23 protein-coding genes are annotated in these 25,524 nt (G+C 71.8%); 10 read left to right on the forward strand and 13 right to left on the reverse strand.

Features of this window, described 5'->3' with window-relative positions:
• The first annotated feature begins 55 nt into the window (after positions 1-55).
• Together AB0K14_RS35340 and AB0K14_RS35345 are read left to right on the forward strand one after the other, a co-directional pair.
• Entirely contained in the window at positions 56-370 is a 315-nt protein-coding gene (locus tag AB0K14_RS35340; protein ID WP_360461993.1) for a hypothetical protein, read from the forward strand.
• Positions 367-2,358: an alpha/beta hydrolase gene (locus AB0K14_RS35345; RefSeq protein ID WP_360461996.1), complete on the forward strand. Its 1,992-nt coding sequence runs from the start codon at positions 367-369 to the stop codon at positions 2,356-2,358. Before AB0K14_RS35340 ends, AB0K14_RS35345 begins: the two co-directional genes overlap by 4 nt.
• Here AB0K14_RS35345 and AB0K14_RS35350 read toward each other — a convergent pair whose 3' ends face one another.
• The 7 genes from AB0K14_RS35350 to AB0K14_RS35380 all read right to left on the reverse strand — a co-directional run bounded on the left by AB0K14_RS35350 (position 2,359) and on the right by AB0K14_RS35380 (position 8,512).
• On the reverse strand, positions 2,359-2,697 hold the full coding sequence (locus AB0K14_RS35350; protein ID WP_360461999.1) for a hypothetical protein: 339 nt from the start codon (positions 2,695-2,697) through the stop codon (positions 2,359-2,361).
• A 14-nt stretch (positions 2,698-2,711) separates the two neighbouring features.
• Positions 2,712-3,089, reverse strand: coding sequence for a sterol carrier family protein (locus AB0K14_RS35355; RefSeq protein WP_360462002.1), 378 nt, complete (start codon positions 3,087-3,089; stop codon positions 2,712-2,714).
• A gap of 78 nt (positions 3,090-3,167) precedes the next feature.
• A complete protein-coding gene (locus AB0K14_RS35360; protein ID WP_360462004.1) occupies positions 3,168-3,974 on the reverse strand; it encodes an ESX secretion-associated protein EspG in 807 nt (268 codons plus the stop codon).
• Positions 3,975-4,048: 74 nt separating this feature from the next.
• Positions 4,049-5,350: a PPE domain-containing protein gene (locus tag AB0K14_RS35365; protein ID WP_360462007.1), complete on the reverse strand. Its 1,302-nt coding sequence runs from the start codon at positions 5,348-5,350 to the stop codon at positions 4,049-4,051.
• Between the two features lie 83 nt (positions 5,351-5,433).
• The gene (locus AB0K14_RS35370; protein ID WP_360462009.1) at positions 5,434-5,826 is read right to left on the reverse strand and encodes a transcriptional regulator; all 393 of its coding nucleotides are present in this window, start codon (positions 5,824-5,826) and stop codon (positions 5,434-5,436) included.
• Positions 5,827-5,932: 106 nt separating this feature from the next.
• Complete coding sequence (locus tag AB0K14_RS35375) at positions 5,933-6,508, reverse strand: DUF3558 domain-containing protein (protein ID WP_360462011.1); 576 nt, start codon at positions 6,506-6,508, stop codon at positions 5,933-5,935.
• Positions 6,509-6,577: 69 nt separating this feature from the next.
• Positions 6,578-8,512, reverse strand: coding sequence for a glycoside hydrolase family 15 protein (locus AB0K14_RS35380; RefSeq protein ID WP_360462014.1), 1,935 nt, complete (start codon positions 8,510-8,512; stop codon positions 6,578-6,580).
• 57 nt (positions 8,513-8,569) lie between these two features.
• Here AB0K14_RS35380 and AB0K14_RS35385 point away from each other — a divergent pair, with 57 nt between their 5' ends.
• Genes AB0K14_RS35385 through AB0K14_RS35395 form a run of 3 tightly spaced genes read left to right on the forward strand, consistent with a single transcriptional unit; the run spans position 8,570 to position 13,018 of the window.
• The gene (locus AB0K14_RS35385) at positions 8,570-10,417 is read left to right on the forward strand and encodes a glycoside hydrolase family 15 protein (protein ID WP_360462017.1); all 1,848 of its coding nucleotides are present in this window, start codon (positions 8,570-8,572) and stop codon (positions 10,415-10,417) included.
• The gene (locus AB0K14_RS35390) at positions 10,414-11,439 is read left to right on the forward strand and encodes a glucose 1-dehydrogenase (RefSeq protein WP_360462020.1); all 1,026 of its coding nucleotides are present in this window, start codon (positions 10,414-10,416) and stop codon (positions 11,437-11,439) included. The genes AB0K14_RS35385 and AB0K14_RS35390 overlap by 4 nt, the downstream gene beginning before the upstream one ends.
• 31 nt (positions 11,440-11,470) lie before the next feature.
• Positions 11,471-13,018, forward strand: a complete 1,548-nt coding sequence (locus tag AB0K14_RS35395; protein ID WP_360462023.1) for a hypothetical protein — start codon at positions 11,471-11,473, stop codon at positions 13,016-13,018.
• A gap of 6 nt (positions 13,019-13,024) precedes the next feature.
• Here AB0K14_RS35395 and AB0K14_RS35400 read toward each other — a convergent pair whose 3' ends face one another.
• Positions 13,025-15,184, reverse strand: a complete 2,160-nt coding sequence (locus AB0K14_RS35400) for an EAL domain-containing protein (RefSeq protein ID WP_364339985.1) — start codon at positions 15,182-15,184, stop codon at positions 13,025-13,027.
• A gap of 97 nt (positions 15,185-15,281) precedes the next feature.
• Positions 15,282-16,103: an SAM-dependent methyltransferase gene (locus AB0K14_RS35405; protein WP_360462996.1), complete on the reverse strand. Its 822-nt coding sequence runs from the start codon at positions 16,101-16,103 to the stop codon at positions 15,282-15,284.
• 149 nt (positions 16,104-16,252) lie between these two features.
• Here AB0K14_RS35405 and AB0K14_RS35410 point away from each other — a divergent pair, with 149 nt between their 5' ends.
• A complete protein-coding gene (locus AB0K14_RS35410) occupies positions 16,253-17,368 on the forward strand; it encodes a pentapeptide repeat-containing protein (RefSeq protein WP_360462999.1) in 1,116 nt (371 codons plus the stop codon).
• Position 17,369: 1 nt separating this feature from the next.
• Positions 17,370-18,332: a pentapeptide repeat-containing protein gene (locus tag AB0K14_RS35415; protein WP_360463002.1), complete on the forward strand. Its 963-nt coding sequence runs from the start codon at positions 17,370-17,372 to the stop codon at positions 18,330-18,332.
• Here AB0K14_RS35415 and AB0K14_RS35420 read toward each other — a convergent pair.
• Complete coding sequence (locus tag AB0K14_RS35420; RefSeq protein WP_360463005.1) at positions 18,276-19,160, reverse strand: LysR family transcriptional regulator; 885 nt, start codon at positions 19,158-19,160, stop codon at positions 18,276-18,278. The genes AB0K14_RS35415 and AB0K14_RS35420 overlap by 57 nt on opposite strands.
• A gap of 159 nt (positions 19,161-19,319) precedes the next feature.
• On the opposite strand from AB0K14_RS35420, the gene AB0K14_RS35425 reads away from it, so the two are divergent.
• The 3 genes from AB0K14_RS35425 to AB0K14_RS35435 all read left to right on the forward strand — a co-directional run bounded on the left by AB0K14_RS35425 (position 19,320) and on the right by AB0K14_RS35435 (position 21,995).
• Positions 19,320-20,165 (forward strand): aldo/keto reductase, encoded by an 846-nt coding sequence (locus AB0K14_RS35425; protein ID WP_360463008.1) that lies wholly within the window; start codon positions 19,320-19,322, stop codon positions 20,163-20,165.
• Positions 20,166-20,247: 82 nt separating this feature from the next.
• Positions 20,248-21,060: a lysozyme gene (locus tag AB0K14_RS35430; protein WP_360463011.1), complete on the forward strand. Its 813-nt coding sequence runs from the start codon at positions 20,248-20,250 to the stop codon at positions 21,058-21,060.
• Between the two features lie 248 nt (positions 21,061-21,308).
• The gene (locus AB0K14_RS35435; protein ID WP_360463108.1) at positions 21,309-21,995 is read left to right on the forward strand and encodes a lysozyme; all 687 of its coding nucleotides are present in this window, start codon (positions 21,309-21,311) and stop codon (positions 21,993-21,995) included.
• Between the two features lie 49 nt (positions 21,996-22,044).
• Here the strand turns inward: AB0K14_RS35435 and purL are convergent, their stop codons facing one another.
• The 3 genes from purL to purS are packed head-to-tail and all read right to left on the reverse strand — an operon-like array spanning position 22,045 to position 25,216.
• The gene (purL, locus tag AB0K14_RS35440; RefSeq protein WP_360463014.1) at positions 22,045-24,312 is read right to left on the reverse strand and encodes a phosphoribosylformylglycinamidine synthase subunit PurL; all 2,268 of its coding nucleotides are present in this window, start codon (positions 24,310-24,312) and stop codon (positions 22,045-22,047) included.
• Positions 24,309-24,980: a phosphoribosylformylglycinamidine synthase subunit PurQ gene (purQ, locus tag AB0K14_RS35445; protein ID WP_360463017.1), complete on the reverse strand. Its 672-nt coding sequence runs from the start codon at positions 24,978-24,980 to the stop codon at positions 24,309-24,311. Before purQ ends, purL begins: the two co-directional genes overlap by 4 nt.
• Entirely contained in the window at positions 24,977-25,216 is a 240-nt protein-coding gene (gene purS, locus AB0K14_RS35450) for a phosphoribosylformylglycinamidine synthase subunit PurS (RefSeq protein WP_033428368.1), read from the reverse strand. The genes purQ and purS overlap by 4 nt, the downstream gene beginning before the upstream one ends.
• Between the last annotated feature and the right edge of the window lie 308 nt (positions 25,217-25,524).

Consider the following 25,524-nt stretch of genomic DNA (forward strand, 5'->3'; position numbering starts at 1 on the left):
GATGGTGAACGCGCGTCGCATTGCCGGCGACTAGCAGCACGAAGGGTGGGGAATCGTGTTCGGTGTGCAACCGGAGACGTTGCGCGCGGCGTCCAAGCAGTTCCACGAAGGGGCGGACGCGACCGCCGACGGCGCTGAGATGATCTCCATGCTCAGGCTGGACGCCGACGCGCTCGGCCAGGTGCCCGCGGCGGCGGAGTTCGTGGACGCGTTGGCGAAGTGGTCCGGCGAGCAGTCGGACGACCTGCGCCGGGGCAGCGCCTGGTACCGCGACGCGGGTGACGGTCTCAACGAGAACGCCGACTCCTACCAGCGCGCGGACGACGACTCGCACACCTCGTTCCGCGGCATCGAAGGGGGCATGGCGTGAGCTTCACCGACCCCGAGGTCCTGTACGGCCGGTTGGCCGCGGGCGACGCCGGCCGTGTGGCCGCCGCCGCGGACCCCATCACCGGCGCGATGAGCGCCGTCGACCGCGCCGGCCAGTCCGTCGCCACCGGCGGCAGCACGGCGACCGCGACCTGGCAGGGCGACGCCGCGGCCAGGTTCGGCGCCCGGGCCGAGCTGTCCACCAAATCCGCGACCGTGGCCGGTGAGCGGCTGGGCGCCGGCGCGGACGTCGTCCAGGCCGCCTCGCGCGCCTACACCCAGATGCGCGGCAGCGCCGACCAGCTGATCGACTTCTGGCGCGGCCGCTCGCCCGCGCTGGACGAGGCGCAGACCCGAGAGCTGGCCAACCGCGTCAACGAGCAGCTCAACAACGTCAAGACCGGCTACGAACGCGTGCTGCGCTCGTACGCCGACGCCCTCACCAAGGTCCGCCCGGGCTTCGAGGAGACCGCGGGCCGGGACGCGGGCTGGAACACCGCCGTCGCGGCCGCGCGCACCCCCGCCGTGCCCGGCCCCGGCACGGACCCCAGGCAGGTGGCCGCCTGGTGGAAGTCGCTGACCAAGGAGCAGCAGGACGAGCTGCTGCGCACCAAGTTCCAGGAGATCGGTCAGCTGCGCGGCCTCCCGTCGGAGGTGCTCGACCAGGCCAACCGCCTGCGCATCGAGGACGACGCCCAGCGCTTCGGCGCGCAGCGCGACCAGCTCGACGCCCAGCTGGCCGCGCGGGCGCAGGAGTTGGGTCTGGACCCGGACAACTCCGAGGACATGACCAAGCTCCTGAACGACGAGCAGTACGCGTCGCTCAACGAGCAGCGCCAAGAAGCCGCCACCAAGGCCGAGAACGCCGAGAAGGTGCAGAAGAGCATCGAGCAGGCGGAAACCCTCGCCCGGGACAACGGCTGGCTCAACGCCCAGGGCCGGCCGGACGTCCGGATCCTGGCCTGGGACCCCTACGGTCCGCGCGGCGACGGCGGGACGGCCATCGCCTACGGCAACCCCGACACCGCCAAGAACCTCGCCGTGAGCGTGCCCGGCACCGGTTCCACGCTGGACGGCTTCTCGGTGAGCCAGGCGGGCAACCTGCGCGAGGCCATGGGCGCGGAGGGCAACGCCACCATCCAGTGGCTCGGCTACGACGCGCCCGGCTGGGCGCCCGGCGAGGTCGACAACCCGGCGCAGGCCCGCGAGGGCGGCACGAACCTCGTCGCCGACGTCGACGGCTACCGCGCCGCCGCCGAGGCCGCCGGCGGTAACCCCCACGTCACGGTGATCGGCCACTCCTACGGCTCCACCACGGTCGGCTACGCGGGCATGAACGGCCTGGCCGCGGACGACATCGCGTTCGTCGGCTCGCCCGGCGTGGGCGCGTCGAACGTCAACCAGCTCTCCGCGGGTCCCGGTCACGTCTACGTCGGCGCGACCGAGCACGACCCGGTCGTCCAGGGCACGAGCCAGACCTGGTTCACCGAGGACGGTTCCTCGATCGGCCCGTACGACGACCGGTTCGGTGCCAAGACCTTCGGCACCACCGACGGGACCTCGGCGCTGGGCGCGCACTCGCAGTACTACGCCCCCGGTTCGGAGTCGGTGCAGAACCTGGCCCGGATCGCGACCGGCGACGGCGGCTCGGTGACCGCGCAGGAGTGGGACGAGAACCCGCTCGGCCCGTCGCTGCCCGGCTCGCACATCCCCGGTGTCGGACCGGTGGTGGACTTCGTCGGCGGCACGGCCGTCGGCGCGGCGGACCTGGCGGTCGACGCCGGGACCGGGCTCTACAACGCCGGTCGCGACGCGTGGAACGGCAACTGGTCCGACGCGGGCACCGGCCTGCTCAACACGGGCAAGGAGGTCGTCAACGACACCGTGGACGTGGTCGTCGGCGGTGTCGGCGACGTGGTCGAACTCGGTCGGGACGCGGTCGAGGGCGTCGGCAAGGCCTGGGACAAGACCGTCGGGTCCTGGTTCTAGTCAGCGCAGGCGGCAGGGACCGACGTCGGTCTGGACGCCTTCCTGGTCGAAGCCGCTCCGGTCGGACTGGCGCACCGAGCACACCACGAGGTCGCCGACCTTGATCCCCTCCGGGAACTGGTCGAGGTCGGCGGCCTTCTTGTCGATCTGCTCGACCCCGCCCGGCTGGTCCTGGTCGATCTCCAGGTTCACGTACGACGGCTTGGTCTCGCCCATCGACTCGTACGGTGGGTTGATCTTGACGACCTTGAACCGCACCTCGCCCGACCACTCGCTGCCGCAACCGGCCAGGAGGGCTCCGACCGCGAGGACGGCGACACACGCCTTGAGCGCCTTCACGCGGTCGAGCTTAGCTAGAAGCGGAGCACCGGGAGCAGGCTTGAGAGATCCGCCCGGCTCCCGGACGCGGTGACCTTGGCGTCCCGCACCGCTTCCGCCCACCCGAGCCGGCCGACGGCCAGTTCCAGCCACGTGCGCGGGTCGGTCTCGATCACGTTCGGCGGCGTGCCGCGGGTGTGCCGGGGACCCGCCACGCACTGCACGGCGGCGAACGGCGGCACCCGCACCTCCACGCTGCGGCCCGGCGCGACCTGCTCCAGCGTCCGCAGGCTCAGCCGCACGGCCGCGGCCAGCACCGGGCGTTCGGGCTGCTCCGCCGCACCGGCGAGCCAGGGCAGCACGGCCTCGACGGCGGCGCGCACCTCGTGCGGGTCAACGGTTTTGGACGGCACCCGCCCAGGCTATCGTCGCCGGCACGCCCGCAGGCACGCCGCCGACCGCTTGCCGAGCCGGGGTCCCGGGCGCCGGGGTCAGAACTTCGCGGCGCGCACCGCTTCGGCGAGCAGCTCCTCCACCTGGTGCGCGAGTCGGCGCGAGTCGGTCGGGCTGAACGTGCTCCACGGCACGGACCCGTTCGCCGCCCGCCGTTGTTGCAGGTAACGACCGTCCTCGGTGTCGAAGAACGCGACCACGCGGTCCGGTCGGCACCGCTTGCCGTACTTGTCGCGGGCCGCCGCGCCGAAGTTGCCGGTGTGCACGAGCCCGGTGAACATCTTCACCAGCGTGGTGGCGTCCTCCTGGCGCACCCCGTGCTCGCGCAGCGAGTTCTCCAGGCTCTTGGGCGAGCCGTCGGACTTCTTGACCGCGGCCTCCAGGTCGGCGCTGGGCATGGTGACCGAGTGCCCGCTGCCGGCGGGGTGCGCGGGCAGCGCGCCCAGCACGGCCGACGGCAGGCCGCTGCCCGCCGCGCGCCGGAACGTGAGCCGGTTGTCGGTCAACGTGGCCACCGCGCCCTCGTCGCCGTTGGCCACGGCCAGCACCCGCACGCTCTTGCCCACCCACACCCGGCCGTCGACCTCGCGCTCGGGCCGGTTGAACAACCGCAGCAGGTAGTCGAGTTCCGGGTGCAGCCCGGTCGGACCGCCGAGTCCCCGCGCGCCGATGTCGTGCCAGACGCGGCGTTCCAGGTCGGCGCGCGCCTGGTGGGTCTTGCCCGGCGAGGGCACCTTGATCACCAGCGGCATCTGGCCGAGGTCGAGGCGCTCCCAGAGCACGTCGAACTCCTCGGCGGAGAGCTCGATCGGCTCCCGCTCCGCAGGCCCCCCGAAATACGTCACCGACATCCCCGTCCCCTGAACACCGGACACGGGCCCGCGCCGGGTCGACGCGAGCCCGTGCACCGGAGGATTCCCTACTGCGGCGCTTCCCCGATCACCGGCGGCGCGACGAGCCGGTCGTCGCCGAACACGTCGTTCGTCTCGACCAGGTAGTCGGCTGCCTTGTGCTCGATGTCGTCCTCACCGTTGGCGCCCTGCGCACCGGCCGCGCCACCGGCCATGCCGGGGCCGCCCGCACCCGGACGACCTGCGGCGCCGGGGCCACCAGCACCGCCGGGGCCGCCCGCGCCGGGGCCGAAGCCACCCGCGCCGGGCATGCCACCGCGACCGGGCACACCGGACGGGTGGTTACCGCCGGGCACACCCGCGCCGGGCATACCGCCCGAACCGGGCATCCCCGGCATACCGGGACGCATGGGGTTGGGACCGCCCTGACCACCGGGGCCGGGCATGCCGGGCATCCCCGGCATCCGACCGGGCGGCAGGCCCGGTCGCTGGCCACCGGGGCCGGTGGGCGCCTTCGGCGGGACCTGCGGGCCGCTGCCCGGGGGCTTCGGCGGGGTCCACGTGGGCGGCGGCACCGGGCCGACGGGCGGCCGGACCGGCGGGTTGACCGGCGGGGTCACCTGCGGCGGGAGCGACGTCGGCGGGCCGGAGGTCGGCGGCGCCCACGACGGGGTCGTGGTGCCACCGGTGCCGGGCACCAGGCCCGGCTGCGGCACCGGCGCGCCCCCCGACGGCGGTGCCCACGACGTGGTCGTGGTGCCGCTGCCGCTGCCACCGATCGGCGGCGTCCAGGTCGAGGTGGAGTTGTAGTTGGCGTTCGAGTTGTTGAACTCGCCCGCGCCGGCAGGCGGCGGCGTGTCGATCACGACCTTCGGCGGGGGGACGAACTGGCCGAGCGTGTTGGCGTTCCACTCGCTGCTCGACTGGTAGTTGTTCATCACCTCGACGGCCTTGGCCTCGGCGTTGTCCTGCGCCGCTTCCTGCCGCTCGTGGTCCTGCTGCTGCTTGATCACGTGCATCATGCCGACCGGGCCGGTCAGCCCGCCGACGATCGCGTCGCCGAGCGACGGCGCCTCGGTGGTCACCGGGAGCGGCTCGGGCATCTCCTTGCGGGCGTTCGCGATGTAGTCCGCCTGGAGCTGCGCGGAGGTCTCCATCGTGCTCGAACCCTGCTGGGCGTCCGCGGCCCAGGCACCGAGGGGCGACAGCGAGGCCGTCGTCGTGTCGGCGGTGTCGCCCTCCCAGCTCGCGCCGAGCTTGGCCAGCCCGTCCTTGATCGTGGAGTCGATCTCTCCGAGGGTCTCGGACAACGACTTCCAGGAGTCTTCGAGCGGTCGGGACGCGGCGACGCCGGGCCCCTCGTTGATCATGCGGTGGAGATCGGGGTGGGCATACCCGCGCCAGCGGTGATCACCCATCGTGCTCGCCCCCCTCGGGTGCGTAGGTCAGCAGGTCAGCCGTTGTTGATGCGTCCCCAGGACGCGGTGTTGTCGCCTTCGACTCGCCGGTAGTCGGCCTCGATCGCGGTGAGTTGGTCGACCACGCCCGCGAGCTGCTCGCGGTAGGCCTTGAGGGCGGTCAGGCCGGCCGAGTCGCCCGCCTCGAAGGTGTCCTGGTTGAACCGGTCGGCGGTCTCGTTGCTCACCGGGTCGCCGGCCCACGGCTTCGCCCTCAGCTGCGCGATCGCCACCCGGAGCTTCGCGTCCAGCTGGTCCAGCGCGTCCGAGAACACCTTGCGCGCGTCAGGGATCGCCGAGGGCTCGATGCTCAACTTCCGCTGCGCCCCGGCGTAGTCGGGCAGCGTCGTCTGCGTCGATCCTCCGCCACCACCATCCGCGATGAACACGGCACACCCCTCCTCAGTCCTGCACATACCCCAGCGTGTGCATTCGGGACGACTTTAGCTCTGATGCGTGACGCGGGTGAACGGTTCCCTCTGCAAAGAAGTAGTTCTACTTGTTCAAGTTGGTCACGACGGCCGCCGCGACCGACTGGGCGATCCGGCAGAGGGCCGGGATGTTGGTCTCGCCGAGGCTGAACGCACCCACGTCGACCACCTGGCCGTCCGAGACGTCCACCGCGACGGAGCAGGAGAGCCCGAGGTCGGTGTCCGCCTCCACCAGCAGCGCGGGGAAGCCGCCCACCTCCAGCTTCGTCACCTTGCCGTCGGACTCGGCGTAGTCGTCGATGCCCGCGGTGGTGTCGGCGGTCACGCCGACGAAGTACGTCCGGTCCTCGCGGCTGATCGTGCAGCCCTTCTTCCCCGGGTCGTCGCTGGGCTGCGGCGGGCGGTCCAGACCGAACCCCGCGCGCTCCGCCTCGGTCAGCAGGGTGCACGGGTCCACGTCGGCGATGTTGATCGTCTTCGGGCGCTTGGCCGGTTCCTTCGACGCCGAGGTCGCCTTGGCCGACGTCCCGCCCGCCGCCGTGGTGGACGTCGAACCACCGGGGTTCGCGGACCCGTCCGTGGCTTGCGAACAGCCCCCGAGCAGGGCCAAGGCGGCGATGAGCGGCACGACACGGCGCATGAGCACCAACGTATCGGATCTACGTCACCCACAAGGCGCATTGCGGGCAACGTGACGCGGACGACCGCGTCACCGGCAACCGGTGTAGCGGCAGGCGACCGCGGCGGGTCGCTCCACCGGCCGGCCGGCGTCGATCGACCACGCCAGCCGCACGTACTGGGCGTGCGTCCACGCCAACGGCGTCGCCGACGTGGTCCCCCGGCCGTCCCAGACCTGCTCGGGCAGCATCCGGCCGGCGTTCGCGGTGGTGGCGATGTCGGCGAGCCGGCGGCGGGCGCCGCCGACGTCACCGGCCAGCAGCTCGTACTCGCCGCGCTCACCGGCGAAGATCGGCCACAGCCTGCCGTAGGTGCGGCCGTGGCCGATGTTTCCCCGGTAGATGTTCCACGGCCCGCCGTCGGCGCGCTCGCCGTAGCCGTCGCCGTTGTAGCGGTGCCAGAACCGGTCCACGCCCAGCTGCTCGTCCACCACGCGCACGGTGTTGCGGACGACCGGGTCGTCGTGCGGGCGGACGCCGAGCCGCACCAGCTCCAGGAAGCTCGGGTCCACCGCGGCCCGCTGGTCGATCTCGGTGGGGTGGTTGTCACCGGGGTTGTAGGTGGTGCCCGAGTCCGGCCGACCGTCCTTGGTGAGCCGCAGGTAGTAGGGGTCGGGAGAGAACGGCCCGGTGGTGGTGACGGTCCAGCCCTCCAGGCGGCGCTCCCAGTCGTCGGCGACGGCGAGGTACTTCGCGGCACGCGGGTCGCCGGACCGCTGGAGCAGGTCGGCCAGGCACACCAACCCGGCGATCTCGCTCGCGATCGTGCCCGGCGAGTAGCCGCTCTGGTTCTCCCAGCGCTCCTGCTGGGTGAACGGCGCGTTCGGCTGGGCGATCATGAACTCGGCCGCCGCCACCAGGGAGTCCACTGTGGACCGGTCGGCGCGGCCGAGCAGCCAGGCCAGCAGCATCGGCGCGGCCTGCTCGTCCTGCTGGATGTTGGTCCAGTACGGCTCACCGTCGACCCTGGTGTTCTGCGGCAGGTGCCCGTCGGCTTGCTGCTGCACGTCCAGCATGAAGTCGAGCGCGCGCTCCGCCGCCCCGCGATCGCCGGCCGCGAGCATCGCACTGGCCACCTGGTACAGGTCACGGGGCCAGACCAGGGCGTAGGAGCCGAACTCCGGGGCGATGGTGCGGTCGAACCCGAACGCCCAGGGGAAGCCGGGCGACGCGATGAACGCGCCGGGGTGGCGCTTGTCCTCGGTCGCCGCCAGCACCATCATCGACGTGTCGTACAGGTCGCGGTCGGCGCTCTTCGGGCGCTTGAGCCCCTTGAGGTAGTCGTCCCAACCCCGGTCGTACCGGCGGGCGTGCCGGGGGAAGCCCTCGACCAGCGACGTCTTCGCCGTGGTCAACGCCTCCTCGACGTGGGTGCCGAAGCCCATCGCCAACGTGGCGCCGCGGTCGCGCACCCCGTCCACGCGCAGCGAGCCGGTCTGGATGACGTTGCCCTCGGTGGAGCCGCGCGACGTGATCGGCTCGTCGGCGATCAGGGCGCTCGCGGACCGGGCGTCGTGCGCCAGCAGCGCCTCGGGGTGCCGGACGGCCGAGTCGTCGTCGCCGTCGCGGGACAGGTTCGGGTCGAAGACCACCTGGACGTCCACCGGCCGGTCCGCGTGCAGCCGCAGGTCCGCCAGGACGGTCGGCCGCGCCGGGTCGGTGGTGTAGGTGATCCAAGCCTGCCAGCCGTCGCCCCGGAACTCCTGCCGGTAGCGGAGCCTGCCGACGGGCTCGGTGCGGCCCTCGGCGGTGCGGCCGTCCACGACCAGCCGCAGGTCACGGGTCGCCGGGGTGCTCAGGTCCGGGTAGAAGACCTCGGTCAGGCCGGTGCGGCCGAGGGTGAACCAGACCGGGCTCGTCGCCTGGCGGGCGGTGCCGAACCCCTGCTTGTCCGCGGGGGCGTAGGTGGCCGGGGGACCGGGGACGGTCAACGCGCTCGCCAGCAGCACCGCGACTAAGGAGGTCATGGGAGTTGGGTGCGCAACAGCGCGCGCCGTCAAACGCGGGTACGTAGGGTCGGCGGGGTGGGAGACACGGGACCGGGACGGATCGAGGACTACGCGCTGCTGTCGGACCTGAGGACGGCGGCACTGGTGGGACGGGACGGGTCGATCGACTGGCTGTGCATGCCGCGGTTCGACTCGCCGTCGTGCTTTTCCCGGCTGCTGGGCACCGAGGACGACGGGCACTGGCGGATCGCGCCGACCGGCGAGGTGGTGTCGGTGCGGCGGTCGTACCGCGACGGCAGCCTCGTGCTGGAGACCGAGTTCGAGACGGTCGACGGCGTGGTGCGGCTGATCGACACCATGCCGCCCGAGCAGGACGACTGGGACGCCGACACCCGCGTGGTGCGGGTGCTGGAAGGCGTGTCCGGTCAGGTGGAGATGTCGTTGCGGTGGGTGCTGCGGTTCGCCTACGCCGACTCCGTGCCGTGGGTGCGGCGCGGTGAGCGGGACGGGCAGGAGTGCATCGTGGCGCTCGCCGGGCCGTCCGCCGTGGCGCTGTACGGCGACCGGCTGCCGTACCGGGTGCACGGCAAGCGGGCGCACGAGGCGGAGTTCACCATCTCGGCGGGCGAGCGGCTGTCCTGGGTGATGGAGTTCGCGTACTCGCCCGACGAGCCGCCCGCACCGGTGGACGCGATGTCGGAGGTGGCCCGGTCCGAGGCGTTCTGGCTGGACTGGTCGTCGCGCATCGACTACGACGGCCCGCACGCGGACGTCGTGCGGCGGTCGCTGATCACGTTGAAGGGCCTGTCGTACGCGCCGACCGGCGGGATCGTGGCCGCGCCGACGACGTCGCTGCCGGAGACGTTCGGCGGCGAGCGCAACTGGGACTACCGGTACTGCTGGCTGCGCGACGCCACGTTCACGCTGCTGGCGCTGGACAACTTCGGCTGCACGGACGAGGCGGTGGCGTGGCGCAGGTGGCTGCTGCGCGCCGTCGCGGGCGACCCGGCCGACCTGCAGATCATGTACGGCCTCGGCGGCGAGCGGCACCTGGTCGAGTGGGAGGTCGACTGGCTGCCCGGGTACCGGGGCGCGCGGCCGGTGCGGGTCGGGAACGCGGCCTACCGGCAGTTGCAGCTCGACGTGTACGGCGAGGTGATGGACGCGTTGCACCTGGCGCGGGAGCGCGGGTTGGGCGAGACCGCGGACTCGTGGGCCATGCAGCGCGGCATGATGCGGCACCTGGAGAAGGTGTGGGAGCAGCCGGACAAGGGGCTGTGGGAGGTGCGCGGGCCGGACCGGCACTTCACCCACTCCCGGGTGATGCTGTGGGTGGCGTTCGACCGGGCGGTGCGGGCGGTGGAGCAGTTCGACCTGCCCGGCCCGGTGCAGCGGTGGCGCGAGCTGCGCGAGACCGTGCACGCCGAGGTGCTGGCGAAGGGCTGGAACTCGTCGCTGGGCGCGTTCACCCAGTACTACGGCGGCACCGAGCTGGACGCGGCCACGTTGCTGATCCCGGCGGTGGGCTTCCTGCCCGGCGACGACCCGCGCGTGCTCGGCACCCTGGACGCGATCTCCGGCGTGCTCAAGCGCGGCGACCTGGTCGACCGGTACGAGACCTCCCACGGCGAGTCCGAAGTGGACGGATTGGCCGGTGTCGAGGGAAGCTTCCTGGCGTGCTCGTTCTGGTACGTCGACGCGCTGGCGTTGGCCGGGCGACGTGAGGAGGCGCTGGCGATGTACGACCGGCTCGTGGACCTGTGCAACGACGTGGGGTTGTTGGCCGAGGAGTACGACGCGGGCACCGGGCGGATGCTCGGCAACTTCCCGCAGGCGTTCAGCCACCTGGCGCTGGTGAACAGCGCGGCGGTGCTGTTCGGCGGCCACACCCGCGACGAGCGTCACCGCAGCGGTGCGGCGTGAGGGCGGCGGAGGTCGTACCCGGCGAGCCCGAGTCGTCACGGGTGGTGGACCGACCGGATCCGGGTCGTCCGGGTGAACTGCTGGTCCGGGGCTTGCTGGTGGGCATGTGCGGCACCGACGTGGAGATCATCCGCGACGGTTTCGGCTCGTTGCCGCCGGGTCGGGACCACATGGTGCCGTTCCACGAGTCCCTGGGCCGGGTCATCACCGCGCCCGAGGACTCGGGCTTCTACGAGGGCGACCTGATCGCCGGGGTGGTCCGCCGCCCCGACCCCGAGCCGTGCCCGGCGTGCGCGGTGGACGCGTGGGACTTCTGCCGCAACGGCCGCTACACCGAGCGCGGCATCAAGGAGCTCGACGGGTACGGGATGCAGCGCTGGACCGTGCCGCCGAAGTTCGCGGTGAAGCTGGACCCGACGCTCGGTGACGCGGGCGTGCTGACCGAGCCCGCCTCGGTGGTGGCCAAGGCGTGGGCGCAGGCGGAGGCCGCGGCCGCCCGTTCCCACTTGCCGGTGCGCTCGGTGCTGGTCACGGGCGCCGGCCCGATCGGCCTGCTGGCGGCGCTGCTGGGCGTGCAGCGGGGGTTGGACGTGCACGTGGTCGACCGCGTCACCGACGGCCGCAAACCGGACCTGGTCACCGCGCTCGGCGCCAGGTACTACCCGGACCTGGCGAAGGTCACCGCCGAGGTCGACGTGGCGTTCGAGTGCACCGGCGTGGCACCCCTGATCTGGGAGTGCGTGCGGCGGGCCACCGTCACGGTCCTGGCGGGCATCGCCGGCGAGCACGACCCCGTGCCGCTGGACCCGAGCGTGTTCGACGGGATCGTGATGGGCAACAAGTCCGTCGTCGGCACGGTCAACGCGGGCCTGCCGGACTACCTCGCGGCGGCGGAAGCCCTGTCCCAGGCCAGCCGCCCGTGGCTGCACGGTCTGATCACCAGGCGGGTGTCGCTCGACCGGTTCACCGACGCGCTGGAGAAGGAGCACGACGACGTGAAGGTGATCGTGGACCTGGCGTAGCGGATGCGGGCGGTCCGGCGACTGAACAGGGGTGAGCACCCCGAAGCCGGTCCCGGTCCTGACCGACCTCAGCGAGGTGGAGGACCACGTGGTCGCCGCCGCCCTCCGCGGCGTGGCGGTGGTGTGCGGCGACCTCGACGTGGACGAGTTGGCCGCCTCCGAGGACCCCCGGCACCTGGTCCGGGCGGAGTTGATCCGGGAACTGCTGCTGGGTCGCCGCGGCGACCTCGACCCCCGGGGCGTCCGGGTGACCGGCGCCCGCGTCGTCGGCTCGCTCGGCCTGGACCACGTCAAGGCGGGCGCCGGTCTCTCCCTGGTGCGGTGCGCCTTCACCGAGCCGATCACCGCGAACGACGCACGACTCCCGCACCTGGTGCTCAGCGGCAGCCTGGTGCCCCGCCTGGAGGCCTGGGGCCTGCGCACCGAGTCCAACCTGCACCTGGACGGCGTGATCACGCGCGGCAACACCGCGTCGGCACTGATCAACATGCCCGACGCGCACGTCGGGGGCGGAGCGGACCTCAGCCGCGCGAACATCACGAACTCCGGTGGCACGGCCGTCGAGATGAGCGGTCTGCACACCGACAACAACCTGGTCATGCGGGGCGCCACCATCGCCGGGACCGGTCACCTCGGCGCGATCCGCCTGCTCAGCGCCCAGATCGGCGACGAGGCGATCCTGGACGACGCGACCGTGACCAACGCCGCCGGGCCCGCGCTGTGCGCGGACTTCCTCCGCACCGGCGGTTCGCTGGTGCTGCGAAAGGCGGTTCTCCACAGCGGGGACAGCGCGCTGCGGCTGCCCGGCGCCGTCATCAAGGGCCGGTTGCTCTGCGCCGGCCTGACCGTCACCGGCTCCACCGGTGCGTCGCTGGTGCTGAGCGGTGCGCAGGTGGACCAGCCGCTCAGCCTGCCGGTCACCGCGATCTGCCCCCACCCCGACCGTCCCCGGTGCGACGCCACCGGGCTCCTGCACCTGGACGGGTTCGCCTTCACCGACCTCGGCTCGGCCGACTGGCGCCAGTGGCTGCACCTGGTCCGGTGGCACACGCCGGCCTACCGGCCCCAGCCGTACCAGCAGCTGGCCGCCGTGGAACGGGCCGCCGGGCACGAGAACAACGCGCGCGAGATCCTCATGGCCCAGCAGGACGACCTGCGGCGGCGCAATCCCGAGGCGCTCGGCGGACCGGCCGCCCGGCTGGCGCACCGGCTGTGGGGCTGGCTCGGCGGGTACGGCTACCGGACGCGCAACACGGCGTTGGCGCTGGTGACCGCGTTATTCCTGGTCGGCGCGCTCGGTTTCTGGGCGGGCCACTGGGTCACCGGTCCCGGCCACCACGCCGTCGAGCGCGCCAACGGCTCCGGCACCCCGTGCTCGACCCTCGAACAGATCGGGGTCGGCATCGACCGCGGCCTGCCGCTCGCACCGGCCGGCGTCCGGAGCAAGTGCGACCTGGACACCACGACCACCGCGGGCCAGTGGTTCACGGCCGCGATCTGGCTGTTGCAGGCCTGCGTCTGGGTCCTGGCCACGCTGGCCATCGCCGGGTACACCGGGCTGATCCGCAAGCCCGCGTGAACCGGCTCAGCGGCGCAGCAGGTCGTCGATCTCCTCCGGCTTCATCGGCTTGGCGAAGAACCAGCCCTGGCCGGTGTCGCAGCCGATCCGGTGCAGCCGCTTGGCCTGGGCCGGCGTCTCCACGCCCTCGGCCGTCACGCCGAGTTGCAGCGCGTGGGCCAGTTGGACCAGTGTGGAGACGATCTGGGCGTCCACCGCGTCCTCTTCGTCGGCCGCGCGCAGCCCTTCCATGAACGAGCCCGCGATCTTCAGCTCGTGCACGGGCAGGTGCTTCAGGTAGGCCAGGTTCGAGTACCCGGTGCCGAAGTCGTCGATGGCGATCCGCACACCCATGTCCGACAACGCCCGCAACGCCTCCAGCGGCTCGTCGGCGGTGCCCATGATCGCGCTCTCGGTCAGCTCCAGCTGCAGGTGGTGCGGCGGCAACGCGCACTCGTCCAGGATCCGCTTGACGTCCCGGACCAGCTCGGGGTCGCGCGACTGGCGCACGGCCAGGTTCACCGACACGAACGGCGCGGAGTCGCCGAACTCCTCCAGCCACCGCCGTGCCTGCTCGCACGCCCGACGCAGCACCCACCGGCCCAGCGGGACGATCAGCCCGGTCTCCTCGGCCAGCTCGATGAACCGGTCCGGCGCCAACCGCCCGAACTCGGGGTGCTGCCAGCGCACCAGCGCTTCCACGCCGACCACGGTGCTGTCCTCAAGCCGCACCAGCGGCTGGTAGTCCACGTAGAACTCGTCGCGCTCCAACGCCGCCGGCATGGTCGCCGACAGGGTGAACCGGGCGACCTCCTTGGCGTTGCGCTCGGGGTTGTACAACGCCCAGCGGGACTTGCCGTCGGCCTTGGCCCAGTACAGCGTGATGTCCGCGTCACGCATCAGGTCGGCGGCCGTGGTGCCCGACAGCGCGCGCTCCACGATGCCGATCGACGCCGACACGGTCAGCTCGTGGCCGCCGATCCGGATCGGCGACTCCAGCTCGCGCAGCACCCGGTCGGCGACGTTGACGATGTCCTGCGTGTCCTGCGAACCCTCCACCAGGATGACGAACTCGTCGCCGCCCATCCGGGCGACCAGCTTCCCCTCGCCGGACACCGAGTGGTCCAGCCGCCGCCCCACCTCGACCAGCAGCTGGTCGCCGATGTCGTGACCCAGGCTGTCGTTGATGACCTTGAACCCGTCCAGGTCCAGGTAGCACAGGCCGGCGCGGTGGCGTGCCTTGTTGTTGAACACGCGACCGAGTCGTTCCAGGAACAGGGCGCGGTTGGGCAGGCCGGTCAGCGGGTCGTGCAACGCCTGGTAGCGCAACCGGTTCTGCAGCAGGTGCCGGTCGGTGACGTCCTCGATCATCGCCACCTGGTACTGCGGGTCGCCGTGGTCGTCGCGCACCAGCGACAGGGTCAGGTGCGTCCACACCTGCTCGCCGTCGGCCCGGCGGAACCGCTTCTCCGCCCGGTAGTGGTCGCACTCACCCGCGGTGAGCTGGTCGTAGAGCCGCCAGACGCTGCCGCCGTCCTCCGGGTGCATCAGGTCGCGGATGTTGTACTGCCGCATCTCCTCGACGCTGAACCCCAGCATGTCCTGCAACGCCTGGTTCACGTCCAGGATCCGGCCCTCGATGTCGGCGATGCCGATGCCGATGGCGGCCTCGGTGAACATCGCCCGGAACCGCGCCTCGGACGCGCGCAACGCGGCTTCGGCCTGGTCGCGGGCGTCCAGCACGGCCGCGCGGATCGCCTCCTGCTCGGCCAGCGTCCGTTCGCGCAGCGCACGGGCGTACCCGGCGGCCAGCGCGCCCTGAAGCGCGGCCAGCCGCGACCGCATCAGCTCGTCCGGCTGGATGCCCAGCTCGCCGAGCAGGTCGTCGCCGAGCAGCTGCACCGTGCGGCCCAGCGTGTCCGTGCCGGTGAAGTGGGCCTCGACCAGGCGTGCGCCGATCTCGTAACCGGGCGCGGTGCGGAACGGGCTGGCGTGCAGCGCGTGCACCAGCACCTCGGTCAACGCCTGGAGGTGCTCGGCGACCTCGGCCCGTGTCATGGGCACGTAGCTGCTGCCGATGACGGCGGTCGCCCAGGTGCGGGCGAAGGACTCCGCCCCGGCCAGTACGGCGGGGTCGAGGTTCGATCGGCCCGGTGCTGCCACCCGATGGTCAACCTGTTCCGTCATGTCCGCCGGCCTACCGCCACAACCCAGAGGATACGGCCGGTCGCCGGGCGCGGTCGACTGCCCGGCGGGCCGTGCGATCGGCGTCGGCCGCCGTCCATCAGGCCTTCTGCCCGACGCCGCCGAAGCTGATGAAGTGCGCCGCGTTCTCGTCCACGTCGTCGGGCGACTCCGGCCGCCACAGCGGCAGCCGCGCCACACCGGGCTCGACCAGCTCGAAGCCGTCGAACAGGGCCTGCACCTCGCGCTGGGGCCGGAAGCACATCTCGCTGACGCCGCGGTTGTAGACCTTCCTCGCGTCGTCCCACGCCGGGTCCCACTCGCCCTGCTCGAACCCGGCGTGCGAGATCGCCAGGTAGCTGCCGTCCGGGAGGGCGTCGCGGTAGTCCGCCACCACCCCGCCCGGGTTCTCGGAGTCCGGCATGAAGTGCAGCAGCGCGATCATCAGCACGCCGATCGGCTGGTCGAAGTCCAGCAGGCCCTGCACCTCGGGCGAGGACAGCACCTGCTTGGCGTCCCGCACGTCGGTCTGCAGGACGTTCACCAGCTCGTTCCCGGTGAGGATGGCCCGGCTGTGCGCGACCGCGACGGCGTCCACGTCGACGTACACCACGCGGGCGGCCGGGTCGGTGGCCTGGGCGATCTCGTGCACGTTGCCGACCGTGGGGATGCCGGAGCCCAGGTCGAGGAACTGGCGGATGCCCTGCGCGAGCATGAACCGCACCGCGCGCCGCAGGAACGCCCGGTGGTTGAGCACGATGGTCTTGATCACCGGCACGTCGGCCAGGACCTTGTCCGCGACGGCCCGGTCGACGGCGAAGTTGTGCGCACCGCCGAGCCAGTAGTCGTAGACCCGCGCGATGCTCGGACGTGCCAGGTCGATGTCCCCCGGCGCCCAGGTCGGCCGCCCCACGCTGTCCACTCGGATTCTCTCCTCAGCCGTGCTCGTGTTCTCACCGTTGCGGTGACACCCACATCATGGGCCAATCCGGTGAGTTAGCACACCGTCGACTTGCGCGAGTTCTTCAATCACCCACCCCAGACTCGATCACCCGCAAGAATGACGACCTTGTGAAGCACCTGTGGATCGCGGGCGCGGTCGTCCTGGTGGCGGCGGGGGTCTGGCTGGTGGTGGCCCACCGCCGGGGGCGCGGTGTGGTCATCCCCGTCGTGCTGGGCGCGATCGGCGTGTTCCTGCTGGTCTCGGGCTGGCTGTTCGCCACCGACCCGAACGCGCCGAAGCACGAGGCGATCAAGACCGGCGGGCTCGCGGGCGGCTCGGTGGTGGCGCTGTACGCGCTGTGGCTCAACGACCGGCGGCGGCGCACGGACGAGGAGCGGCATCGGATCGAGTACCAGCGGCAGCAGTTGGAGAACGAGCGGGCCGAACACGATCGGTCGCGGGTCGCGGACGAGAGGTTCGCTCGATCGGTCGAACTGCTCGGTCACGACGCGGAGCAGGTGCGGGTGGGCGCCATGCACGCCCTGGCCGGTCTGGCCCGGTCCCGCGCCGAGTACGCGCAGACCGTGCTCGACGTGCTGTGCGCGTACCTGCGGCGGCCGTTCGACGTGACGCGGGAAGGTGAAGCGGTGGTGCGGGACGAACGCGAGCTGGAGGTCCGGCTCACCGCGCAACGGCTGGTCGCCGACCTCCTCCCCCGCGCCGACGCCGCCGACGCCCCGCTCTACAACCTGGACCTGACCAGGGCTTACCTGGAGTACTTCGACCTGTCGCACCGCCTGCTCGGCGACCTGGTCCTGAGGGCGGCGCACCTGCGGGAGTCGAACTCCCTGCACCACGCGGTCGTGCGCGGCAGCGTCTGGTTCACCGACGCCACCAGCGAAGGCCGGCTGCACCTGCACGACATGGTCATCCACGGCAAGGCGTGGTTCAGCCGGTTCCGGTGCCACCAGGCCGCCGACTTCACGGCGACGAGGTTCCTCGGCCCGAACAAGTTCGCCGGGGTCGCCTTCACCGGGCCGGTGACGTTCAGGGGCGGCGAGTTCGCCGAGCCGATCGACTTCGAGGGTGCCCGGTTCGGCGGGGGCGTCGACCTGGCCCTGGCCAAGCCCTCGGTGGCCCGCACGCACGCCATGCACGTGTCGCTGGAGCACGAGAACGCCCTGCCCGACGGCTGGGTGGTGGAGCGCCGCGCGGACGGCGGCCTCGGACTGGTCAGGAGCTGACGTGCGCGGACGTGGGTTGCTGGTGGCGAGCGTGCTCGCCGCCATCGTGGTGGCGGTGGCGACGACCGCCGTGCTGATCCTGGTGGACCCGAGGCAGCCGAAGGCGGAGGCGATCAAGACCGGCGGGCTGGCCGGCGGCGCGGTCGTCGCGCTGTACGCGCTGTGGCTCAACGACCGGCGGCGGCGCACCGAGGAGGCGCGGCACGACCTGGAGAGCGAGAAGGTCGCCGACGAGCGGTTCGCGCGGGCCGTCGAGCTCCTGGGCAACGAGGCCGACCAGGTCCGGGTAGGTGCGATGCACGTGCTCGCGGGCCTGGCCCACACCACGCCCCGGTACAAGCAGACCGTGCTGAGCGTGCTGTGCGCGTACCTGCGGCGGCCGTTCGAGCACGCGGCCGTCGAAGAGCTGCCCGAGGACCCGGACCAGGCGTTCTTCGGCAAGAAGCGCGACGTGGAACCCGCGCAGGACCACGAGATGACCGTCCGGATGACCGCCCAGCGGCTGATCACCGACATGCTGCCCTGGGGCAACGACCCGGACCCGGCGCTGTACCACCTGGACCTGACCGGGGCGAAGCTCGTGCACTTCCGGCTGGAGGGCCGCCGGCTCGGCCGGATCGTCGCCCGGCGGGCGCAGTTCTACGGCATCACGCAGTTCGGCGAGGCCGTGATCGGCAAGCCCGCCCTGTTCTCCGGCGCCACCTTCCACGGCCGGGTGAACTTCCGGGACGGCAGGTTCGACGGCGGCATCTCGTTCCAGGACACCACGTTCGAGCGGGAGGTCAACGTCACCGGGGCGAGGGTCGGCACGTTCCTGCACGTCTCGCCGGCGCCGCCGCGCGAACTCGTCGGGGCCCTGGAGGTGCTGGCGGGCACCGCGTTCCGGGTCGACCCGACGGGCTGGCGGCTAACCGGCGACGGGCAGTCCCCGACCGGCTTCGAGGACCATGTCCAGCAGGACTGACGCGGCGGCGCTCACCGTCGGCGTGGTGACCACGGCGGTGTCGGTCGTCGGCGCGTCGACCAGCTCCACGAACCGCGCCCGGGTCTGCTTCGCCGCGAACGACGCGGGCACCAGGGCCACGCCGAGGCCGAACCCGACGAAGTCCAGCAGCGAGTGCACGTCGTTGACCTCGACCGCGACCTTCCGGTCCACGCCGGCGGTGGCCAGCGCCCGGTCCACGTCGTCGCGCGTCCCCCAGTCGGGGTTGAAGTCCACGAAGGGCTGACCGGCCAGCTCGGCGAGCCGCACCGACTCCCGTTCGGCGAAGGGCAGGTCCGGCGCGCACGCCAGCACCAGCGGCTCGCTGGACAGGGTGGACACGTTCAGGTCGTCGCCCGTGCGACCCGAGGTGACGAACGCCAGGTCCAGCCGCCCGGCGCGGACCAGGTCGACCAGCTCGCCCGAGCCCGCCTGGCGCAGCCGCAGCTCCACGCCGGGGTGCAGCTCGTGGAACCGGGCCAGCACCGCGGGCAGGTGGACGGCGTGCAGGCACTGGATGCTGCCGACGGCGAGCGTGCCGCGCAGCAGGCCCTGGACGGCGGCCACCGCGTCCCGCGCCGCGTCGATCGTGCCCAGCACGCGCCGTGCCTCGACCAGCAGCGCGCGTCCGGCCTGGGTCAGCTCGACCTGGCGGGTGCTGCGCACGAACAGCGGCGCGCCCAGCTCGACCTCCAGCGCCCGGATCGACGCGGAAAGACCTGACTGGGCGACGTGCATGCGCCTGGCGGCGCGGGTGAAGTGGCACTCCTCGGCCACGGCCACGAAGTACTCAAGCTGCCGGAGTTCCACAATTCATCACCCGTACTGCTGAATGGCATCAGCTTCTTCTGTTGGACAGCTTAATGCCTACCGCCCAAGCTGGTGGCGCACAGCCACGCGAGGTCGCGTCGGTCGTTCGAGCCGCCGTCCGCGGCGCGGCGGCCGACAAACACGGGAGGTACGTCGAAGATGCTGACTCGCCGAATCGGAGGAGTCGAGGTCAGCGCCATCGGCCTGGGTGCGATGCCGATGTCGTTGGAAGGCCGCCCCGACCGGGCCCGGTCGATCGAGACCATCCGCACCGCCGTGGACCGGGGCGTGACCCTGATCGACACGGCGGACGCGTACTCGGCCGACGACGGCGACTTCGGGCACAACGAGGAGCTGATCGCCGAGGCGCTGAAGGGCGTCGACGGCGTCATGGTCGCCACCAAGGGCGGCCACACCCGCACGCCCGGCGGCGGCTGGGGGCTCGACGGGCGCCCGGAGTACCTGAAGTCGGCGTGCGAGGCGTCGTTGCGGCGGCTCGGCGTGGACGCGATCGACCTCTACCAGTTCCACCGGCCCGACCCGTCCGTGCCGACCGCCGAGTCCGTCGGCGCGCTGGCCGAGCTGCTGGACGCGGGCAAGATCAAGCTCGCGGGCGTGTCCAACTTCGACCCGGCGCAGATCCGGGAGGCGAACGAGGTCCTCGGCGGCCGGCTGGCGAGCGTGCAGAACCAGTTCTCGCCCGCGTTCCGGTCCAGCGAGCCGGAGCTGGAGCTGTGCGCCGAGCTGGACGTCGCGTTCCTGCCGTGGAGCCCGTTGGGCGGCATGAGCGAGGCCGGCCGGCTGGGTGAGCGGTTCGCGCTGTTCGCCGAGGTCGGCCGCGACCACGGAGCCAGTCCGCAGCAGGTGTGCCTGGCCTGGATGCTCGCCAAGGCGCCGCAGGTCGTGCCGATCCCCGGTTCGTCGCGGCCGGCGAGCATCTCCGACTCGGCCGACGCGGTGCACCTGCGGCTGTCGGAGGAGGAGCTGAAGCGCCTGGACGGGTGACGTCCTGCGGATGCGGTGGTGGACGTCCGGCCTGACGATCTAGGCCGGACGTACCAGCACCACCGACCGGATGGGGGCGTCGATGGCCACGCACACCCGCCTGCGCACCTTGAGCACCCGACTGGGCGCACTCACGATCACGCTCGCGATCGTCCCGGCGCCCGCCGTCCAGGCGCTGCCCGAGGGCTCCGCCGACCACTTCGCGGGCTCGCAGATCGCCGAGCACGAGGGCCGGCACCACACCGCGCGGCACCGGCCGCGGGTCGAGGGCACCGTGCCCGGCATGGACGTCAGCAGCCATCAGGGTGACGTCGACTGGGCGAAGGCGTGGGCGGACGGCGCGCGGTTCGCCTACGTCAAGGCCACCGAGGGCACCGGGTACCGCAACCCGGACTTCGCCCGGCAGTACAACGGGTCGTACGCGATCGGCATGATCCGCGGCGCTTACCACTTCGCGCTGCCCGACCGGTCCGGCGGCGCGGCGCAAGCGGACTTCTTCGCGACCAACGGCGGGGGTTGGTCGCGGGACGGCAAGACCCTGCCGGGCGCGCTGGACATGGAGTACAACCCGTACGGCGACCCGTGCTACGGCCTGGACCAGGCCGCGATGGGCGCGTGGGTGCGGGCGTTCAGCGACCGCCTGGTCGAGCGGACCGGCAGGCACCCCACCATCTACACGTCCACGAGCTGGTGGCACCGGTGCGTCGGCCGGGCGGAGCGGTTCGGCGACACGAGCCCGCTGTGGGTGGCGCACTACGCCGACGTGCTCGGGCCCCTGCCGCACGGGTGGGACTACGAGACGATCTGGCAGTGGCAGGCGGCCGGGCGGTTCCCCGGCGACCAGAACCTCTTCAACGGCAACGCCGAGCAACTGCTCGGGGTGGCCCTCGGGTAGCGGTCGTTGCTCCGTTTTCGTGACTGATTAACACGAACTCTGGTCAATTGGTTAGGCGTGCATCACACTGCCCAACGAGTCAACCCCCTGCACTGGCTCCAGGAGTCACGATGATCAATTTCACACGCTCCGCAACAGCCATCCTCACCAGCACCGCACTGGCCCTGCTCGGCTTGGCCGTGCCCGCGGCGGCAGTGCCCGGATCATCAGGCACCGCGCAGGCCGCACCCGCCGTCGAGGACCACGCCATGGGCTCGCAGATCGCCAAGCACGAAGGGCGCGGCGACCGGCGCATCGTCATCCCGACCGACCCCGGCGCACAGGCCGTCGTGTACGGCATCGACGTCAGCGGGCACCAGGGCAACGTCGACTGGGCCTACTGGTGGGGCCAGGGCAAGCGGTTCGCCTACGTCAAGGCCACCGAGAGCACCACCTACCGCAACCCGTACTTCGCCCAGCAGTACAACGGGTCCTACAACGTCGGCATGATCCGCGGCGCGTACCACTTCGCGCTGCCCGACCGGTCCGGCGGCGCCACCCAGGCCGACTACTTCGTCAACAACGGCGGGGGTTGGTCGCGGGACGGCAAGACCCTGCCCGGCGCGCTGGACATGGAGTACAACCCGTACGGCTCGACCTGCTACGGGCTGTCGAAGGCGAGCATGACCGCGTGGATCAAGGCGTTCAGCGACCACTACCACGCCCGCACCGGCCGCTGGCCCGTCATCTACACGTCCACGAGCTGGTGGAACCAGTGCGTGAGCGGGGACTTCAGCTCCACCAACCCGCTGTGGGTCGCGCGCTACGCGTCCACCGTCGGCACTCTGCCCTACGCCTGGCCGTTCTACACGTTCTGGCAGTACTCGTCGTCGCCGATCGACCAGAACCTGTTCAACGGCGCCTACGACCGGCTCCAGGCCCTGGCGAACGGCTGACCGGGAGGTGGCCGGCCGGGTCGGTTGCCCGGCCGGCCACCGCCGGGTCTCAGTCGAACAGCGCCGGGAGGGTGCCCTCCCAGGCCTCGCGCAGCTCGGCCAGCGGCAGCGAGCCCAGCTCCTGGATCTCCAGCGCGTCGGACTCCGGGTCCACCACGCCGACCTTGCGCCACGGCAGGCCGCGCGCGGTGCACATGTCGGTGAACCGCAACTCCTCCGTGCGCGGCACGGCCACCAGCACGCGGGCCGTCGACTCGCTGAACAGCTCGGTGAACTTGTCGCCCTCCAGGAACACCCGGGCGCCGACCTCGCCGATCAGGCACGTCTCCACCAGCGCCTGCGCCAGGCCACCGTCGGACAGGTCGTGCGCGGCGGACAGCATGCCGTCGCGCGAACCCGCCACCAGCACCTCGCCCAGCAGCTTCTCCCGGGCCAGGTCCACCTTCGGCGGCAGACCGCCCAGGTGGCCGTGCACGACGTGCGCCCACTCCGAGCCGCCGAACTCCTCGCGCGTCTCGCCGAGCAGCAACAGCGTCTCGCCCGCCTCGGCGCCGATGCCGGTCGGAATGCGGCGGCGGACGTCGTCGATCACGCCGAGCACGCCCACCACCGGCGTCGGCAGGATCGCCGTGGAACCGGTCTGGTTGTAGAAGCTGACGTTGCCGCCGGTCACCGGGATGCCCAGCTCGACGCACCCGTCCGCGAGGCCCCGCACGGCCTGCTCGAACTGCCACATCACCGCCGGGTCCTCCGGCGAGCCGAAGTTCAGGCAGTTCGTCACGGCGACCGGCGTCGCACCCGTCGTCGCCACGTTCCGGTACGCCTCGGCCAGCGCCAGCTGCGCGCCCGCGTACGGGTCCAGCTTGGTGTAGCGGCCGTTGCAGTCCGTGGACAGCGCCACGCCCCGGTTGGTCGACTCGTCGATGCGGATCATCCCCGAGTCGGCCGGCTGCGCGAGCACCGTGCCGCCGCGCACGTACCGGTCGTACTGCTGGGTGACCCACCGCTTCGACGCCAGGTTCGGCGTCGCGGCCATGGACTTGACCAGTCCGAGCAACTCGTCGTCGGCGGGCTTCGGCAGCCGGTCCGGCGTGTCGGCCTGCACCGCGTCCTGGTCGGCCGGGCGCTCGATCGGCCGGTTGTACACCGGGCCCTCGTGCGCGACGGTGCGCGGCGGCACGTCCAGCACGACCTCGTCGTGCCAGGTGATGACCAACCGGTCGCCCTCGGTGACCTCGCCGATCTCGGTGGCGATGACGTCCCACTTCGCGCAGACCGCCATGAACGCGTCCAGGTCCTCGGGCCGCACGACCGCGCACATGCGCTCCTGCGACTCGCTGGACAGGATCTCCGCCGGCGTCATGCCCGACGCGCGCAGCGGCACCCGGTCCAGGTAGACGTGCATGCCGCCGTCACCGGCGCTGGCCAGCTCCGACGTCGCGCACGCCAGGCCCGCGCCGCCCAGGTCCTGGATGCCGACCACGATCCGCTCGGCGAACAGCTCCAGGCAGCACTCGATCAGCACCTTCTCGGTGAACGGGTCGCCGACCTGCACGCTGGGCAGCTTCTTGCGCTTGCCGGCCCCGGCCGTGTCGTCGAACGTCTCGCTCGCCAGCACCGACACGCCGCCGATGCCGTCCAGACCGGTGCGCGCACCGAACAGGATGACCTTGTTGCCGGCGCCCGAGGCGTGCGCCAGGTGCAGGTCCTCGACCCGCATCGCACCCACGCACAGGGCGTTGACCAGCGGGTTGCCCGCGTAGGAGGCGTCGAACACGACCTCGCCGCCGATGTTGGGCAGACCAAGGCAGTTGCCGTAGCCGCCGACGCCCGCGACGATCCCCGGCAGCACGCGGCGGGTGTCCGGCGCGTCGGCCGGGCCGAACCGCAGCGGGTCCATCACGGCCAGCGGGCGCGCGCCCATCGCCAGGATGTCGCGCACGATGCCGCCCACGCCCGTCGCCGCGCCCTGGTAGGGCTCGACGTAGGACGGGTGGTTGTGGCTCTCGGCCTTGAACGTGATCGCCCAGCCGTCGCCGATGTCGACCACGCCCGCGTTCTCGCCGATGCCCGCGAGCATCTTCGAGCGCATCTCGTCGGTGGTCGTGTCGCTGAAGTACTTGAGGTGCACCTTGGACGACTTGTAGGAGCAGTGCTCGCTCCACATCACCGAGTACATGGCCAGCTCGGCGTCCGTGGGGCGGCGGCCCAGGATGTCCTTGATGCGGGCGTACTCGTCGTCCTTGAGGCCCAGCTCCTTGTACGGCTGGTCCTGGTCGGGCGTGCTCTCCGCGTTCTTGACGGTGTCGACGGTCATGCCTTCACCACCGAGTCGACGAGGGACAGGAACATGCCGAGACCGTCGTCGGTCGGACCGGTGAGCGCGTCGATGGCGTGCTCCGGGTGCGGCATCAGGCCGACGACGCGACCGTTGGCGCTGGTGATGCCCGCGATGTCGTTGCGCGAGCCGTTCGGGTTCTCGCCGACGTAGCGGAACACCACGCGACCCTCGCCCTCCAGCTCGTCCAGAGTGGACTGGTCGGCCTGGTAGCCGCCCTCGCCGGACTTGAGCGGCACGAGGACCTCCGCGCCCTGGTCGTACCGGGTGGTCCAGGCGGTGGAGTTGTTCTCGACCTTCAACCACTGGTCGCGGCACACGAAGTGCAGCTTGTGGTTGCGGATGAGCGCGCCGGGCAGCAGGTGGGCCTCGCAGAGGATCTGGAAGCCGTTGCAGATGCCGAGGACCGGCATGCCCTTGCGGGCCGCGTCCACGACTTCCTGCATGACCGGGGCGAACCGGGCGATCGCGCCGCAGCGCAGGTAGTCGCCGTAGGAGAACCCACCGGGCACGATGACCGCGTCGACGTCCTTCAGGTCGTGATCGGCGTGCCAGAGCTTGACCGCCTCACCGCCCGCGTACCGGACCGCGCGCTCGGCGTCGACGTCGTCCAGCGTGCCGGGGAACGTGATGACCCCGACCCTCATGCCTCTACCCGCCTCACGACCCAGTCCTCGATCACGGGGTTGGCGAGGAAGGTCTCGGCGATCTTGGCGAGCGTGGCGTCGTCGACGTCGTCGGCGACCTCCAGCTCGAAGTGCTTGCCCTGGCGGACACTGGTGATTCCGTCGAACCCGAGACGGGGCAGCGCGTTGGCCACCGCCTGTCCTTGCGGGTCGAGGATTTCGGGCTTCGGCATGACGTCGACGACGACTCGGGCCACGACAGGCTGCTCCAAGCTAGGAGGGCTGCGGTACTGCCGAAGCCTACCTGACCAGGGTGTTCATCGACTTCACAGGTGGTGGGCGGCACACGTTCACCTCGGATCACCCGATCGTGATGCAGCGCTTCGGGGCCGGTTCTTGCTAACCTGATCGCAGCCGAGGCTGTTGAGCCGAGGAAGTGAGCGCGGTCCCTCTCCGGACGGTGGGAGGCCGCGCTTCGCGCTATCTACGGCCAATCGAGCCTGATCACCGAACCCATCATGGGTGCCGCACGCCGAGCCCAGTCACCACCGGCGCCGTAGCACCA

Origin of the sequence: Actinosynnema sp. NPDC050801 (assembly GCF_040673975.1) — a bacterium.
Taxonomy (GTDB): Bacteria; Actinomycetota; Actinomycetes; order Mycobacteriales; family Pseudonocardiaceae; genus Actinosynnema.

Bases quoted from the DNA above. Each gene is read 5' to 3' on its own strand.
- AB0K14_RS35365 (WP_360462007.1), bottom strand. From the start codon at position 5,350: ATGATCAACGAGGGGCCCGGCGTCGCCGCGTCCCGACCGCTCGAAGAC.
- AB0K14_RS35375 (WP_360462011.1), bottom strand. From the start codon at position 6,508: ATGCGCCGTGTCGTGCCGCTCATCGCCGCCTTGGCCCTGCTCGGGGGC.
- AB0K14_RS35380 (WP_360462014.1), bottom strand. From the start codon at position 8,512: ATGACCTCCTTAGTCGCGGTGCTGCTGGCGAGCGCGTTGACCGTCCCC.
- AB0K14_RS35400 (WP_364339985.1), bottom strand. From the start codon at position 15,184: ATGACGGAACAGGTTGACCATCGGGTGGCAGCACCGGGCCGATCGAAC.
- AB0K14_RS35425 (WP_360463008.1), top strand. From the start codon at position 19,320: ATGCTGACTCGCCGAATCGGAGGAGTCGAGGTCAGCGCCATCGGCCTG.
- AB0K14_RS35430 (WP_360463011.1), top strand. From the start codon at position 20,248: ATGGCCACGCACACCCGCCTGCGCACCTTGAGCACCCGACTGGGCGCA.
- AB0K14_RS35435 (WP_360463108.1), top strand. From the start codon at position 21,309: ATGGGCTCGCAGATCGCCAAGCACGAAGGGCGCGGCGACCGGCGCATC.
- purL (WP_360463014.1), bottom strand. From the start codon at position 24,312: ATGACCGTCGACACCGTCAAGAACGCGGAGAGCACGCCCGACCAGGAC.
- purQ (WP_360463017.1), bottom strand. From the start codon at position 24,980: ATGAGGGTCGGGGTCATCACGTTCCCCGGCACGCTGGACGACGTCGAC.